This is a genomic window from Microcella pacifica, assembly GCF_009371975.2.
GTDB classification, from domain to species: Bacteria; Actinomycetota; Actinomycetes; order Actinomycetales; family Microbacteriaceae; genus Microcella; species Microcella pacifica.
In genome coordinates this window covers 59766-74678 of record NZ_VIKT02000004.1, presented here as the reverse complement: position 1 = coordinate 74678, position 14913 = coordinate 59766, and the positions used below count along the sequence as shown (strand labels likewise).

The following is a 14913-nucleotide window of genomic DNA, read 5'->3' as shown; positions in this document are numbered from 1 at the left end:
CGTGTCGATCGAGATCAACAACGAGTCGGGCTTCGACATCGACGAGTCGGCCCTGCAGCGCCTCGTGCTGCACGCCTTCGACGCGTTGAAGGTGCACCGCGACGCCGAGCTCGCGATTCAACTCGTCGACGAGGGCGCGATGGAGCGCCTGCACATCGAGTGGATGGACGAGCCGGGCCCGACCGACGTGCTGAGCTTCCCCATGGACGAGCTGCGCCCCGGCAGCGACGAGGAGCCCACGCCGCCCGGCCTGCTCGGCGACATCGTGCTGTGCCCGCAGGTCGCGGTCGGTCAGGCCGAGGCCGCCGGCCACTCGACGCTCGACGAGCTGCTACTGCTGACGACGCACGGGCTCCTGCACCTGCTCGGCTTCGACCACGCGGAGCCGGACGAGGAGCGCGAGATGTTCGGCCTGCAGCGCGACATCCTCGTGAGCTTCGCCCTCGACGAGCGGAAGCGCCGGCCGTGACCCTCGCGGTCGTCTTCTTCGTCATCGCCTTCGGGCTCGTCGCCTTCGGCGGCCTCCTCGCCGCGATCGACGCGGCCCTGAGCGTCGTGAGCCGCAACGACCTGCTCGAGCTTGCGGCCGCGCGCCCTCGCCCGAAGCGGCTCTACGCGGTCGCGGGCGACATCGGGGCGCACGTCAACGCTCTCAACTTCCTCCGCATCGTCGCCGAGACCTTCGCCGCGGTGCTCGTGACCCTCGCTTTCGCGTCGATCTTCGAGGAGTGGTGGGCGGCCCTCGCGCTGAGCGCCGCGATCATGATCATCGTCTCGTTCATCCTCGTCGGCTCCAGCCCGCGCAGCGTCGGTCGCGCAAACCCTCGCGGGATGCTCCGCTACACCGATTGGCTCATTCGAGCCGTCCGGCTCATCACCGGGCCCATCGCGGATGCCCTCGTCGCGATCGGCAACCGGGTCACGCCGGGCCGCCCGAAGAGCGCGACCTTCTCGAGCGAGGAGCAGCTGCTGAGCATGGTCGACGAGGCGACCGACCTCGACGTGCTGGACGCCGACGACCGCGACCTCATCCGCTCGATCTTCGACTTCAACGAGACGATCGTGCGCGAGACGATGCTGCCGCGCACCGACATGGTGACGATTGAGCAGGGGTCGACCGTCACCGACGCGATGGCGCTCTTCCTCGCGAAAGGCGTGTCGCGCATCCCCGTCATCGGCGAGAGCAGCGACGACGTGCTCGGCATCATCTACCTGCGCGATGCGGCCCGCCTCGCCTACGAGCAGCCGGCCGCGTGCGCGACGACGAGCGTCGAGGAGCTCGCCAAGCCGGCCCTGTTCATCCCCGAGTCGAAGAAGGCCGACGACGCCCTGCGCGAGATGCAGCTCGCCTCCAACCACATGGCGCTCGTCGTCGACGAGTACGGCGGCATCGCCGGCCTCGTGACGATGGAGGACCTCATCGAGGAGCTCGTCGGCGAGATCAGCGATGAGTACGACCGCGACGTCGCCATGTCGGAGCAGTTGAGCGACAACGAGTTCCGCGTGAGCGCGCGCATGCCCGTCGACGAGCTCGGCGACCTATTCGGCATCGAGCTCGACGACGACGAGGTCGACACGGTCGGCGGTCTGCTCGCGAAGCACGTCGGGCGACTCCCCGTGGTCGGGTCGACGACCGAGGTCGATGGCCTGCACCTCACCGCCGAGCGCACCGAGGGCCGACGCAAGCGCGTCGTCACGGTGCTCGTCTCGGCCGACCAGGCCCTCATCGACGCGAAGCTCGCGTTCGCGAACTCGACAGACACCGGGTCGACCCCGATTCAGGATGCTCGGCTCGAGCAGCACGGCAGCGCCTCGTGAGCGCTGACGGCCGAGGCGGCGGCGGTTCCCGCGAGCACCGCGCGGGCTTCGTGACCTTCGTCGGCCGGCCGAACGTCGGCAAGTCGACCCTCATGAACGCCCTCGTCGGCGAGAAGGTCGCCATCACCTCGTCGAAGCCGCAGACCACGCGACGCGCGATCCGGGGGATCGTGCACCGCGCAGCCGGGCAGTTGATCGTCGTGGACACGCCGGGCATGCACCGGCCGCGCACGCTCCTCGGCGAGCGGCTCAACGCCGTCGTGCAGGACACCCTCGGCGACGTCGACGTCATCGGGTTCTGCGTGCCCGCGGGTGAGCCGATCGGGCCGGGCGACCGCTTCATCAACGAGCAGCTCGACAGCTTCGCGCGCACGCGCAAGATCGCGATCGTGACCAAGACCGACGATGCCTCGCGCGCGCGGGTCGCCGAGCAGCTGCTCGCCGTGTCGGAGCTGCGCGAGTGGGATGCGGTCATTCCGCTCTCGGCCGTCACGGGCGACCAGGTCGACCTGCTCGCCGACGAGCTGATCGCCCTCATGCCCGTCTCGCCGCCTCTCTACGAGGCGGATGCTGTGACGGAGGAGACCGCGATCGACCGGGTCGCCGAGCTCATCCGCGAGGCCGCGCTCGAAGGCGTGAGCGACGAGCTGCCCCACTCGCTCGCCGTCACCGTCGATGAGATGACCGAGCGGTCGGGCTCGGCCGTGCTCGACATCTTCGCCAACGTGTGGGTTGAGCGCGACAGCCAGAAGGGCATCATCATCGGGCACCGCGGGTCGCGCCTCACCGAGGTCGGCACGCGTGCTCGGCACTCGATCGAGGCGCTGCTCGGCCAGCGCGTGTACCTCAAGCTGCACGTCAAGGTCGCCAAGGAGTGGCAGCGCGACCCCAAGCAGCTCGGCAAGCTCGGGTTCTAAGGCCGCGCGGCTGCGCCCCGAGCATCCCGCACCGGCGTCGCCGTCATGTGCCAGATCTGACGCAAACTGGCTGTACCTCCTCCACCACGCGCCCCTTCGCGCCAGATCTGGCGCAGAAAGCGTCGCGTTAGCGGCGGGGTAGCAGGCCGTGGTCGTGGGCGTAGAGCACGACCTGCACTCGGTCGCGCAGCCCGAGCTTCGCCAGGATGCGCCCCACGTGGGACTTCACCGTCGCCTCGGCGACGAACTCGCGCGCGGCGATCTCGGCGTTGCTGAGCCCCTCAGCAACCGCGGTGAAGATCTCGCGCTCGCGCTTGCTGAGGGCGCCGAGTGCCTCCTCGCGCGCCGCGGACGATGCGGCGGTGGCGGGCCGCGGGCGAGCATCCACGTGCGCCAACAGGTCGCCGATCGCGCCGGGTGCGACGACCGCGTGGCCGCCGTGCACGGCGCGGATGGCGGCGAGCAGGAACTCGGGCTCGGCATCCTTGAGCAGGAACCCGCTCGCGCCCGCGCGGATCGCCCGCAGCGCCGCATCGTCGAGGTCGAACGTCGTGAGCACGATCACGCGCGGCGGTGTGCGGCCCGACTCTTCGGCACTGCGCAGGATGCCCCTGGTGCCCGCGATGCCGTCGGCCCGGGGCATCCGGATGTCCATGAGGACGACGTCGGGAGCGTGTTTTGCCGCAGCGGTGACCGCCTCCGCGCCGTCGCTGGCCTCGCCGACCACCGTCAGGTCGGCCTGCGAGTCGACGAGCATGCGCACCCCGCGCCGGAACAGCGGCTGGTCGTCGACGAGCAGGACGCTGATCGGGGTGGTCACGAGCGCAGGCTCCACGGCAGGGTGGTCGCGAGGTCGGCGGTGCGGGGGATCGAGACGAGGGTGAGCTGCACGACAACGGGCGCGGGAGGAGGCGGGGTCGTCATGCGTTGACCTCCGGCGACTCGCTGACGTCGGCCGACCGAGCGTCCTCTCCCGGCTCCGCAGGCTCAGGGCTCGGCTCGACGGGCAGCCGCAGCCGCACGCGGAACGTCTCGCCCTCATGCACGCTCAGCACGCCGCCGGCGAGGGTCGCGCGCTCGCGCATGCCGTCGATGCCGTGGCCGCGGTGCGGCGGCTCGGCGGACTCGGCGTGCTCGGCGGCTGCGCTGGCCGGTGCGGCGTTCGTCACGATGAGGTCGACGGCGTCGGCGCCCCACTCGAGCTCGACGACGGTCGGCTCGTCGCGCGCGCCGTGCCGCATTGCGTTCGTGAGTGTCTCCTGGAGGATGCGGTAGAGCGCGAGCGCGCGCGTCTCGGTCAGGTGGCCGCGCTTGCCGAACTCGCGCACGGCAAGTGTCAGCCCGGCGTCGCGCATCGAGTCGAGTAGCCCGTCGAGGTCGCCGAGCCCGGGCTGGGGGCCGTCCTCCTGCGTGTGGCGCAGGCCCGTGAGCAGCACGCGCACGTCGGCGAGGGCATCCCGTGCCGTCTGCGCGATCGTCTCGAAGGCATCGGCGGCCTGCTCGTCACGCTGCGCTGTCGCGTAGCGCGCGCCGTCGGCTTGCGCGATCACGACCGTGAGGGAGTGCGCGACCACGTCGTGCACGTCGCGGGCGACCCGCGTGCGCTCGGCCTCGAGGTCGGCGCGCGTGAGGGCGGCGTCGCGCTGCGTGCTCACGGTCGCGACGGTCGCGCTGAGCGTGCGGCGGTTCCGGATGCTCCGCACGAGCTCGCCGAGCACCCACGGCAGCAGGGCCAGGACCGGCCAGATGCTATAGCTGAGGAGGTGCGCGATAAACACCGTGGGGTACACGCGTCCGGGGTCGCCAACGCCTAGCGCCACCGCGACGATCACAGTGATCGCCGTTACCGCCGAGATCGCGAACGATGCTCGTCGAGCGGCCGTGGCGCCATAGGCAGCAGCGCCGAAGACGATCACGGCCCCACCCACGAACACGAGCGGGTTCAGTGAGGTGCCGAACGCGAAGGTCAGCAGAAGTCCGAACGCGGTGATCAGCAGCGCGATGAGTGCCCAGGCGGGACGCGCGCGATGCAGGGCGACGCCCACACCAACGGCCAATGCGACGCCCACATTGAGTGCCGTGTGCACGAAGCCTCCCCACCACTGCTGGTTGAGCAGCACGGCGAGCGCGAGCCACGCGCCGAGCACGATTTCGAGCGGGAAGGCGATGCGCGCGCGGCGCTGCGGCGTGAACCACGTGATGAGTGAATCGAACATGTCCGCCACGCTAGGGCCCGCGCGGCCCGCGGTCGCCCCCAACGCGCGCCGCTCACCCCTGCGGTGGAGCAGTTTCATCCCTAAGGCTGAGGCCGAGCATCCCGTCGCCACCATGCCGCGCGCAAGACGCCCAGATTCGCCCCAAATGGGAGGATCGCGCGTCGGCAAGCGCCCATATGCGCCAGATCTGGCACGAGAGGGCGGCGCGACGCGGCGTTGGCGGGCGAGCGGGGCGCGGGTGTACCCTGAAAGTGTGTTCGGCCAGCTCCTTCTTCGCTGCCGCGACGAGGCTTAGTCCACCAGCCTCCCTCGTCGCGGAGTTCGTCGTCGGCTGAAGACCCGCCCCCAGCGACAAGACGAGACCAGCAGGAGCACATCATGGAGAACCGCCAGCAGCCCTCGGGCATGCCGATTCAGAAGTATCAGCCGTACCACGAGCAGCTTCGCGTCGAGCTGCCCGACCGCACGTGGCCGACGAAGCGCATCACGCACGCACCCCGCTGGTGCGCCGTCGACCTGCGCGACGGCAACCAGGCCCTCATCGACCCGATGAGTCCCGAGCGCAAGCGGGTCATGTTCGACCTGCTCGTGCGCATGGGGTTCAAGGAGATCGAGGTCGGGTTCCCGAGCGCGAGCCAGACCGACTTCGACTTCGTGCGCACGCTCATCGAGGACGACCTCATCCCGGATGACGTGACCATCCAGGTGCTCACGCAGTGCCGTGAGCACCTCATCCAGCGCACCTACGAGTCCATCAAGGGCGCCAAGCGCGCGATCGTGCACTTCTACAACTCGACGTCGGTGTTGCAGCGCGAGGTCGTGTTCCGCAGCGACCGCGAGGGCATCAAGCAGATCGCGCTCGAGGGCGCGCGCCTGTGCCGCTCGTTCGAGTCGATGGTGCCCGGCACCGAGGTGTTCTACGAGTACAGCCCCGAGAGCTACACGGGCACCGAGCTCGAGTACGCCGTCGAGGTCTGCAATGCCGTGCTCGAGGTGCTCGAACCGACGCCCGAGCGCAAGGTCATCATCAACCTGCCCGCGACGGTCGAGATGGCGACGCCGAACGTCTACGCCGACTCGATCGAGTGGATGAACCGGCACCTCGCCCACCGCGAGAACGTCATCCTGAGCCTGCACCCGCACAACGACCGCGGCACCGCCGTCGCCGCCGCCGAGCTCGGCTACCTGGCCGGAGCCGACCGCATCGAGGGCTGCCTCTTCGGCAACGGCGAGCGCACCGGCAACGTCGACCTCGTCGCGCTCGGCATCAACCTGTTCACGCAGGGCATCGACCCGCAGCTCGACTTCAGCGACCTCGACGAGATCAAGCGCACGGCCGAGTACTGCAACCAGCTCAAGGTGCACGAGCGCAGCCCCTGGGCGGGCGACCTCGTCTACACAGCCTTCAGCGGAAGCCACCAGGACGCCATCAAGAAGGGCTTCGAGGCGATGGATGCTCGGGCTCAGGCCGCGGGCGTGACGACCGACGACATCCCGTGGGGTGTTCCCTACCTGCCCGTCGACCCGCAGGATCTCGGCCGCTCGTACGAGGCGGTCATCCGCGTCAACTCGCAGTCCGGCAAGGGCGGAGTCGCCTACCTGCTCAAGACCGACCGCAAGCTCGACCTGCCCCGCAAGCTGCAGATCGAGTTCAGCCACGTCGTGCAGGCCAAGACGGACGCCGACGGTGGCGAGGTCACGAGCGACCAGATCTGGGAGATCTTCCAGGACGAGTACTTGCCCGCACCCGACGCAGACGCCAAGTGGGGCCGCTTCGAGCTGCTGTCGACCCGCACGGCCTCCGACATGACGGGCACGGTCACCCTCAACGCGACCTTGCGCGACGGAGAGGAGATCGCCGCGACCGAGGCGACCGGCAACGGTCCCGTCGCGGCGTTCCTCAGCATGATGCAGTCGCACGGCATCAGCATCCGCCTGTTCGACTACGTCGAGCACGCGCTGAGCGCCGGCGGGGATGCTCTGGCCGCGAGCTACGTCGAGCTCGAGGTCAACGGCCGCACGCTGTGGGGCGTGGGCATCGACGCCGACATCTCGACCGCGTCGCTCAAGGCCGTCGTCTCGGCGGTCAACCGTGCCATCAGGCTCGACGCCTCCGACCGCGCCGGGGAGCTCGTCGGCGCGTAGAACGTGCGCCGCTCGGCGGTCGGCCCGCGGGCCGACCGCCGCATCCCGCCCGCGCCTCGCTCTGCGATCTCCACAATTCAGGAGTCGATGACGCGGCGCGGCCGTCGACACGCCGTGAGAGCGCGGCCACGCGCGAGCGTGCGGCGCCGTCTCCTGAATTGTGGAGACGAACGGGGCACGGGAACGTGCGTCAGCGCGTGGTCGCGGCCCATTCCGCGAAGCGGATGCCCGGCCCGGGCGCCCCGGTCGTGTGCAGCCCGGCGCGGTAGGCGGCGACGAGCGCGCCGGGCGCGCGCCACTCGACGACCCGGCGTGGGGCCGCCTCCGCCGACGCGCCGTGCGCGACGAGCCACTGCCGGGCGAGCTCGGCCATCGGCAGCACCTCGGGGCCGCCGAGGTCGTCGGCACGCCCGTTCGCCGGTTCCGCGCCCGCGAGCGATACGAGCCGGTCGGCGACCGCCGCGGTACTGATGGGCTGGAACGGCGCGTCGAGCGCGATCACGCGCGGCAGGAGTCGCTGGGCGCGGAAGAACCCCGCCACGAAGTCGTGGCACTGCGTCGCCCGCAGAATCGTGAACGGCAGGCCGGAGCCGGCGACGAGTTCCTCGCACGCGCGCTTCGCGCGGTAGTAGCCGAGCGGCACAGCGTCGACGCCCACGATCGACAGGTACACGAGGTGCTGCACCCCCGCGGAACGAGCAGCGTCGACGAGGTGCTGGGTCGCACGAGCATCCGACCGTCGGTTCGTGGCGAGGTGTAGCACCGTGTCGACGCCGTCGAGTGCCTCGCGCAGGCCGACTCCCGACTGCAGGTCGGCGACGACGTGCGCGTCGCCGGGACGGCGGCTCAGGATGCGCGGCTCGACGCCGGCTGCGCGCAGAGCTTCGACGGTGGGGCGGCCGAGGGGTCCGGTGCCGCCGGTGATGAGCAGGGTCACACTCGAATTCTGTCGCAGTCGAGCGGCTACCCGTGCGGCCGGCTCGCCCCGGGGATGGGGGAGCGACGCCGCACGCGGGCCGCGGAGCCGACGACCGGGATCGACGAGGTCGTCGGGTGCAGGTGGATCACGCCGGTGGATGTCGTGACCGTGCGGCTGCCGTCGTCCGGAGCGGGGTCGTCGTCGCGCCTTCCGCGCCGGGGGATGGAGGGCAGCCTGGGCAGGCGCGTGATCGCGCGCTGCTCGGGCAGGCTCCAGCCGAACAGCACCGACGCCATGCGCACCCCGAAGGTGATCGCGACGCCGACCGCGCCCGCCACGAAGACGTCGACGTCGAACGCCAGCAGGACGGCGATGGTGCCCGAACCGGCCGCGGCGGCGACCGCGTAGAGCGAGCCGACGTGCATGAGCGCGATGGGCAGGTTCAGCAGCAGGTCGCGCAGAATCGAGCCGCCGACCGCCGCGAGAACTCCGACGAAGATGGCGGCGACCTCGGGCAGCCCGAGAGCGAGCGCCTTGGTCGTGCCGATGGCGCCGAAGAGGCCGATCGTGAGCGCGTCGAGCACGGTGATGAGCGGGTTGACCCGTGAGAGCACGCGCTCGAGCAGCATGCCGAGGAGCGCGGCGCCGGTGGCGACGAGAACGTACCAGTTGGTCTGCAGGGTCGCGAGCGGAACGTTGAGCAGCAGGTCGCGCAGCAGACCGCCGCCGAAGCCGACGACGATGCCGATGATGGCGACCCCGAGCCAGTCGAGCCTCCGGTCGCGGAACTGCGCCGCGAACAGCGCCCCCTGCAGTGCGCCGATGCCGACGGCGAGCAGGTCGGCCCACAGCGGGATCACGAAGAGGTCGTCCACGTGACCATTCTGTCGCTCTGCGATGACTGCGGACCGCCCGCGAGCATGCTGACCACGTGCCGGGAAGGGCTCACGCGTGTTCGTGTGTCTCTGACCTGAACTGGTAGACTCTGTTCTAGTCACAGTGACCCTATGTAGGATCACGGGCCGCGAACGAGAGGGGAATCAGGATGTCCGCCACCGCATCCGACATCGCCCTCGCGGTGTCGACCGTCATCTTCGCGCTCCGCCCCGACGATCAGGGCGGCGACGAGAGCCCCGCGCCCGGAGTGTGGCTGCCGCTCGTGCGGCGCATCCGCGAACCGCACCTGGGTCGGTGGGCGCTGCCCGGCGGATCCGTCGTCGTCGACGAGAGCCTCGAAGCCGCGGCGCGGCGCACTCTCGCCGAGACCACGCAGCTCGAGCCCACCTACCTCGAGCAGCTGTACGCCTTCGGCGACGTCGACCGTTCGCCCGACCGGCGCATGGTCTCGATCGTGTACTGGGCGCTCGTGCGGCCCGACGAGGCCGAGAAGGTCAGCCTGGGGGAGAACGTGCGGTGGTTCGCCGCCGACGACCTGCCCGAGCTCGCCTTCGACCACAACCTCATCGTCGACTACGCCCTGTGGCGCCTGCGCACGAAGATGGAGTATTCGCGCATCGCCCACGCCTTCCTCGGCCCCATGTTCACGCTCGCTGAGCTGCGCAGCGTGCACGAGGCCGTGCTGCAGAGGCCGCTCGACCCCGCGAACTTTCGCCGACAGATGGAGTCGTCGGGCGCGATCGTCCCCACCGACCAGGTCGTCACGGGGGGTCGGCACCGCCCCCCGCGGCTGTACCGCTACAACTCCGACATCGAGCTCGTCGATGTCGGGCCTCTCACCCTCAGGAGGTCGTCATGACCACGACGCTCGACACCACCATCCGCGCGATCACCAACGGCGAGGCGCCGGGAGAGACGTGCACGCCCGACCTCGCGAAAGGCCCGTGGGAGTTCGACGAGACCCCCGGCTACGGCCCCGGCTCGTCGATGTTCGATGTGATCCCGACGGGGTCGCCGCGGCAGGGAGCGCTGCCGGCCGCCTACCAGGACGCGTCGCCTGAGGACCTCCACCGGCGCATCCGCGAGGCCAAGGATGCTCTGGGCGACCGTCTCGTCATCCTCGGGCACTTCTACCAGCGCGATGAGGTCGTGCAGCACGCCGACTTCCTCGGCGACTCGTTCCAGCTCGCCAACGCAGCCCTCACGAAGCCCGACGCCGAGTACATCGTGTTCTGCGGCGTGCACTTCATGGCCGAGACGGCCGACATTCTGGCGCGACCCGACCAGCGCGTGATTCTGCCGAACCTCGCGGCGGGCTGCTCGATGGCCGACATGGCCGACGAGGACTCGGTGGAGGCGGCGTGGGAGGAGCTCGTCAGCGTCTACGGCACGGAGCCCGACGAGTCCGGCCGCGTGCCGGTCATCCCCGTGACCTACATGAACTCGTCGGCCGCGCTCAAGGCGTTCTGCGGCAAGCACGGCGGCATCGTCTGCACGTCGTCGAACGCCGCAACGGTGCTCGAGTGGGCCTTCGAGCGCGGGCAGCGCGTGCTGTTCTTCCCCGACCAGCACCTCGGGCGCAACACGGCCAAGGCGATGGGCGTGCCGCTCGAGCAGATGCCCATGTGGAACCCGCGCAAGCCGCTCGGCGGCTCGACGCGCGACGAGCTGATGGACGCCCGCGTCATCCTGTGGCACGGCTTCTGCAGCGTGCACAAGCGCTTCACGGTCGACCAGGTGGCCGCGGCGCGCGAGTCGCACCCGGGGGTGCGTGTGATCGTGCATCCCGAATGCCCCATGCCCGTCGTGGACGCGGCTGATGAATCCGGCTCGACCGACTACATTCGCCGCGCCGTCGCCGACGCGACGGAGCCCACGACCTTCGCGATCGGCACCGAGATCAACATGGTCAACCGCCTCGCGGCCGAGTACCCGCAGCACACGATCTTCTGCCTCGACCCGGTCATCTGCCCGTGCTCGACGATGTACCGCATCCACCCCGGGTACCTCGCCTGGGTGCTCGAAGAGCTCGTCGCCGGTCGTGTCGTCAACGAGATCGCGGTCGCCTCCACCATTCAGGACGACGCCCGCGTGGCCCTCGAGCGGATGCTCGCGGCGAAGCCGCGCGACTAGGTCACGTCATGGCGCACATTCTTGTCATCGGCAGCGGCATGGCCGGGCTCATCACCGCGATCCGGGCCGCGCGGCACCACGATGTGACGATCGTCACAAAAGACGTCCTGACCGCGGGTTCGACGTCGTGGGCGCAGGGCGGCATCGCCGCCGCCGTGTTCGGCGACGATAGCCCTGCGCTGCACGCGCGCGACACGCTCGACGCCGGCGCGGGGCTGTGCGACCCCTCGGCCGTTCGCGTGCTGACGGAGGAGGGGCCCGCGCGCATCCTCGACCTCGTGGCGCTCGGTGTCGCCTTCGATGCGGCTGACGGAGCCGTGCCGCCGCTCGATCCCGTGCGCGACTGGGCGCGCGGGCTGGAGGCGGCGCACTCGGTGGCGCGCATCCTGCACGCCGGTGGGGATGCGACCGGTCGCCTCATCGAGGCCGCTCTCGCCGCTGCTGTGCGGACCGAGCGCATCCGAGCGCGGGAGTTCTCCCGGGCCGTGTCACTCACGGTGCGCGACGGTGTTGTGACGGGCGCGGTCGTGGAGGCGCACGGGGTCACGGAGGAGGTAGCGGCCGACGCCGTCGTGCTCGCGACCGGCGGCAGTGGTCGCCTCTACCGGCACACGACGAACCCGCCGGTGTCGACGGGCGACGGCGTCGTGCTCGCCTACGAGGCCGGTGCGGCGCTCGCGGATCTCGAGTTCGTGCAGTTCCACCCCACGGTGCTCGCGGGGGGAGGGCTCGTGTCGGAGGCGGTGCGCGGCGAGGGCGCGACGCTGCTCGACGCTTCCGGGCGTCGCTTCATGCTCGACGTTGACCCTCGCGGCGAGCTCGCGCCGCGGGACATCGTGGCCCGCGCGATCGCCCGGCAGATGCGACTGCAGGATGGTCGGCCGGTGCTGCTCGATGCCACGATGCTCGGCGCCTCCGTGCTGCACTCGCGGTTCCCGACGATCGACGCCCTCGTGCGCGCGACCGGGGTGGACTGGACGCAGTCGCCCGTACCGGTGACGCCCGCGGCGCACTACGCCATGGGCGGCGTGCTCACCGACATGGATGGCCGCACGACGCTTCCCGGCCTGTTCGCTGTGGGCGAAACCTCGTCGACGGGAGTGCACGGGGCCAACCGCCTCGCCTCCAACTCGCTCCTCGAAGCCGTCGTCGTCGGGTGGCGCGCGGGCGACGCGGTCTCCCGGCCGCACGACCCGCTCGCCCTCGCGCCCGCGACCTCCACAACTCAGGAGTCCGCGCGCGAGCCACTCACCTCCACAATTCAGGAGTCTGCGCCGAGCGACCTGACGGCGACTCCCGTGCCGCTCGAGCTCGCGAACGCACCCGACGCCCTGCAGAACGGAGGGCGCTCGTGGTCGTCCTCGGACATCCGAGATCGCGCGTGGCAGTCTCTCGGTCTGGAGCGCGAGGGCGCCTCCTTGGCCGCCCTGGCGCAGGAACTCGCGGATGCGCGGCCCGCCGACGAGGAGGCGCGAAGCCTGCTGCCGCTCGCGCGCCTCACCTGCGCTGCTGCACTCGCTCGCACCGAATCGCGCGGCGCGCACGCCCGCACCGACTATCCACAGCTCGACTCGGCGCAGCGCGTGCGGCGTGTCGTCGTGCGGCCCGCGACCCAATCTCCTGAATTGTGGAGATCGACGGAGCCGATGGCCACGACCGAGCCCTCGGAGGTGCACGCATGAGCACGAGAGACTCCGAAGCGGCGGTCGACCCGTCGCGCGCCGCCGTGCAGGCTGTCGTCGAGGCGGCCCTGGCCGAGGACGCCCCCTGGGGCGACGTGTCGAGCGAGGCTGCCATCCCGGCCGACGCACGGGCGACCGCGAGCGTGGTGAGCCGCGTCGACGGTGTGTTCGCGGGCGGCCTCGCGCTCGAGCTCGCCTTCCGGCATGCCGACGCGAGCATCGAGGTCGTGCGGCACCGCGACGACGGCGCCGCGCTCGAGCCCGGCGCGCTCGTCGCGACGGTGCGCGGCTCGGCCCGGGGCATCCTTCTCGGTGAGCGACTCGCGCTCAACCTCGCCCAGCGCCTCAGCGGCGTCGCCACGCTCACGCGCCGCTACGTCGATGCGGTCGCCGGCACAGGCGCGCGCATCGTCGACACCCGCAAGACCACGCCGGGCCTGCGGACGCTCGAGAAGGCCGCGGTGCGCGCCGGCGGCGCCCGCAATCATCGCTTCTCGCTCTCGGACGCGGTCATGCTCAAGGACAACCATCTCGCCGTCCTCGCCGCGCAGGGGCTCGACCTGACGGAGGCCATCCGCACGGTGCGCGCTCGCATCCCGCACACCATGCACCTCGAGGTCGAGGTCGACCGCCTCGACCAGCTGCCCGCCGTTCTCGCCGCCGAGCCGGACACGATCATGCTCGACAACTTCAGCTTCGCCGACCTCCGCGACGGTGTTGCGCTCATCGCCGGCCGCGCGATCGTCGAGGCGAGCGGCGGGGTGACGCTCGAGACCGTGCGCGCGATCGCCGAGACGGGCGTCGACGTCATCTCGGTCGGTGCGCTTACGCACAGCGCGCCGGCGCTCGACCTGGGCCTCGACATCGCCATCGACAGCGCCACCTCCACTGGCACCGCCACCGACACTGCCGGGACGCCGTGAGCCTCATCGACCTCGACCAGGCCGCGACGGGCGCCGTGCGCCGCGAGGTGCTCGAGGCGATGTGGCCGTACCTCACCGGCGACTACGGCAACCCGTCGAGCACGCACTCGCTCGGGCGCAGCGCGGCCGAGGGTCTCGCCCGAGCGCGCGCGCTCATGGCCCGCAGCACGGGCGTGCGCCCGCCGCAGGTCGTGCTCACCGGCGGCGGCACCGAGGCCGACAACCTCGCCGTGATCGGCTTGACCCTGGGCGCGATCGCGAGCGGCCGAGGTCGGCACGTCATCGTGAGCGCCGTCGAGCACGAGGCGGTGCTCGCCGCGGCCGACTACCTGGAGCGATGGCACGACGTCGAGGTCACGCGCCTGCCCGTCGACAATGCAGGACGAACGGATGCCGCGCTCCTGCGCGCCGCCCTCCGAGACCACACCGCCCTCGTGAGCGTGCAGCACGCCAACAACGAGGTCGGTACGGTGCAACCCGTGCGTGCGCTGGGCGAGGAGGCTCATGCGCGGGGCGCGCTCTTCCACGTCGACGCCGTGCAGACCGCTGGGTGGATGTCGCTCGACCCGGCAGAGGGTCCTGAGCTGTCGACGGGAGCCCTCGCCGATGCTGGTCTGTCGACGGCCGACGCCGTGAGCATCTCGGCCCACAAGCTCGGCGGGCCCAAGGGCGTGGGCGCGCTCATCCTGCACACTCGCGCGCGGCTCGAGCCGATCATCCACGGCGGTGGGCAGGAGGGCGAGCGTCGCAGCGGCACCGAGAACGTGGCGGGGGCCGTGGGGCTCGCCGTCGCGCTGCAGCTCGCGGGGGAGGAGCGCGAGGCGCATCCCGACCGGTGGAGTGCGGAAGCGCAGCGACGCGACGCGTTCATCGCCGCCGTCGTCGAGGCGGTGCCCGGCGCCCAGCTCACGGGCAACGCGGTCGAGCGGCTGCCCGCACATGCGTCGTTCGTCGTGCCGGGGCTCGGCGGCGAGCCGCTGCTGCAGGCGCTCGACGACCGCGGCATCCTCGCCTCGAGCGGCTCGGCGTGCGCCGCCGGGCGCGACGACCCCTCGCCCGTGCTGCTCGCGATGGGCTACGACCCCGACATGGCGCGCACGGCGATCCGCTTCACCTGGGGCGCCTCCACAACTCAGGAGTCGCTCGACGCCGCCGTGCGCACTCTCGCGGAATCAGCGGCGACTCTGCGCGGCGAACGCTGACGAGCAGCGCGATCTCCTGAATTGTGGAGGCGCGCGCGGGGGAGCGGCCACCGCGCAGGCG

The 14913-nt window shown here is 71.1% G+C and carries 13 protein-coding genes; 9 read left to right on the top strand and 4 right to left on the bottom strand.

Going from position 1 to position 14913, the window contains the following annotated elements:
* The first annotated feature begins 1 nt into the window (after position 1).
* Genes ybeY through era form a run of 3 tightly spaced genes read left to right on the top strand, consistent with a single transcriptional unit; the run spans position 2 to position 2735 of the window.
* Positions 2-469 carry an rRNA maturation RNase YbeY gene (gene ybeY / locus FK219_RS03450; protein WP_152583039.1) on the top strand — a complete coding sequence of 156 codons (468 nt, stop codon included), beginning with the start codon at positions 2-4 and terminating at the stop codon, positions 467-469.
* Positions 466-1818 (top strand): hemolysin family protein, encoded by a 1353-nt coding sequence (locus tag FK219_RS03445; RefSeq protein WP_152583038.1) that lies wholly within the window; start codon positions 466-468, stop codon positions 1816-1818. Before ybeY ends, FK219_RS03445 begins: the two co-directional genes overlap by 4 nt.
* Entirely contained in the window at positions 1815-2735 is a 921-nt protein-coding gene (gene era / locus FK219_RS03440; RefSeq protein ID WP_152583037.1) for a GTPase Era, read from the top strand. The genes FK219_RS03445 and era overlap by 4 nt, the downstream gene beginning before the upstream one ends.
* A 127-nt stretch (positions 2736-2862) precedes the next feature.
* On the opposite strand, the gene FK219_RS03435 is transcribed toward era, so the two are convergent.
* Together FK219_RS03435 and FK219_RS13580 are read right to left on the bottom strand one after the other, a co-directional pair.
* Positions 2863-3555 (bottom strand): response regulator transcription factor, encoded by a 693-nt coding sequence (locus FK219_RS03435; RefSeq protein ID WP_328821588.1) that lies wholly within the window; start codon positions 3553-3555, stop codon positions 2863-2865.
* Positions 3556-3655: 100 nt separating this feature from the next.
* Entirely contained in the window at positions 3656-4951 is a 1296-nt protein-coding gene (locus FK219_RS13580; protein WP_235923720.1) for a sensor histidine kinase, read from the bottom strand.
* Positions 4952-5329: 378 nt separating this feature from the next.
* Here FK219_RS13580 and leuA point away from each other — a divergent pair, with 378 nt between their 5' ends.
* On the top strand, positions 5330-7096 hold the full coding sequence (gene leuA / locus FK219_RS03430; RefSeq protein ID WP_152583034.1) for a 2-isopropylmalate synthase: 1767 nt from the start codon (positions 5330-5332) through the stop codon (positions 7094-7096).
* A 190-nt stretch (positions 7097-7286) separates the two neighbouring features.
* On the opposite strand, the gene FK219_RS03425 is transcribed toward leuA, so the two are convergent.
* The gene (locus FK219_RS03425) at positions 7287-8033 is read right to left on the bottom strand and encodes an SDR family oxidoreductase (RefSeq protein WP_165638033.1); all 747 of its coding nucleotides are present in this window, start codon (positions 8031-8033) and stop codon (positions 7287-7289) included.
* 26 nt (positions 8034-8059) lie between these two features.
* Positions 8060-8890, bottom strand: a complete 831-nt coding sequence (locus FK219_RS03420; protein WP_152583033.1) for a trimeric intracellular cation channel family protein — start codon at positions 8888-8890, stop codon at positions 8060-8062.
* Positions 8891-9060: 170 nt separating this feature from the next.
* Between FK219_RS03420 and FK219_RS03415 the strand changes: the two genes are divergently transcribed.
* The 5 genes from FK219_RS03415 to FK219_RS03395 are packed head-to-tail and all read left to right on the top strand — an operon-like array spanning position 9061 to position 14852.
* Complete coding sequence (locus FK219_RS03415) at positions 9061-9771, top strand: NUDIX hydrolase (protein WP_152583032.1); 711 nt, start codon at positions 9061-9063, stop codon at positions 9769-9771.
* Positions 9768-11045, top strand: coding sequence for a quinolinate synthase NadA (gene nadA / locus FK219_RS03410; protein ID WP_152583031.1), 1278 nt, complete (start codon positions 9768-9770; stop codon positions 11043-11045). The genes FK219_RS03415 and nadA overlap by 4 nt, the downstream gene beginning before the upstream one ends.
* 8 nt (positions 11046-11053) lie before the next feature.
* Entirely contained in the window at positions 11054-12727 is a 1674-nt protein-coding gene (nadB, locus tag FK219_RS03405) for an L-aspartate oxidase (protein WP_152583030.1), read from the top strand.
* Positions 12724-13650, top strand: coding sequence for a carboxylating nicotinate-nucleotide diphosphorylase (gene nadC / locus FK219_RS03400; protein ID WP_152583029.1), 927 nt, complete (start codon positions 12724-12726; stop codon positions 13648-13650). Before nadB ends, nadC begins: the two co-directional genes overlap by 4 nt.
* A complete protein-coding gene (locus FK219_RS03395) occupies positions 13647-14852 on the top strand; it encodes a cysteine desulfurase family protein (RefSeq protein WP_152583028.1) in 1206 nt (401 codons plus the stop codon). Before nadC ends, FK219_RS03395 begins: the two co-directional genes overlap by 4 nt.
* Positions 14853-14913: the final 61 nt, after the last annotated feature.

What these genes read in the sequence shown, in the direction of transcription:
- nadC (WP_152583029.1), top strand. Translation starts at nt 12,724, where the DNA reads ATGAGCACGAGAGACTCCGAAGCGGCGGTCGACCCGTCGCGCGCCGCC.
- nadA (WP_152583031.1), top strand. Translation starts at nt 9,768, where the DNA reads ATGACCACGACGCTCGACACCACCATCCGCGCGATCACCAACGGCGAG.
- nadB (WP_152583030.1), top strand. Translation starts at nt 11,054, where the DNA reads ATGGCGCACATTCTTGTCATCGGCAGCGGCATGGCCGGGCTCATCACC.
- FK219_RS03415 (WP_152583032.1), top strand. Translation starts at nt 9,061, where the DNA reads ATGTCCGCCACCGCATCCGACATCGCCCTCGCGGTGTCGACCGTCATC.
- FK219_RS13580 (WP_235923720.1), bottom strand. Translation starts at nt 4,951, where the DNA reads ATGTTCGATTCACTCATCACGTGGTTCACGCCGCAGCGCCGCGCGCGC.
- leuA (WP_152583034.1), top strand. Translation starts at nt 5,330, where the DNA reads ATGGAGAACCGCCAGCAGCCCTCGGGCATGCCGATTCAGAAGTATCAG.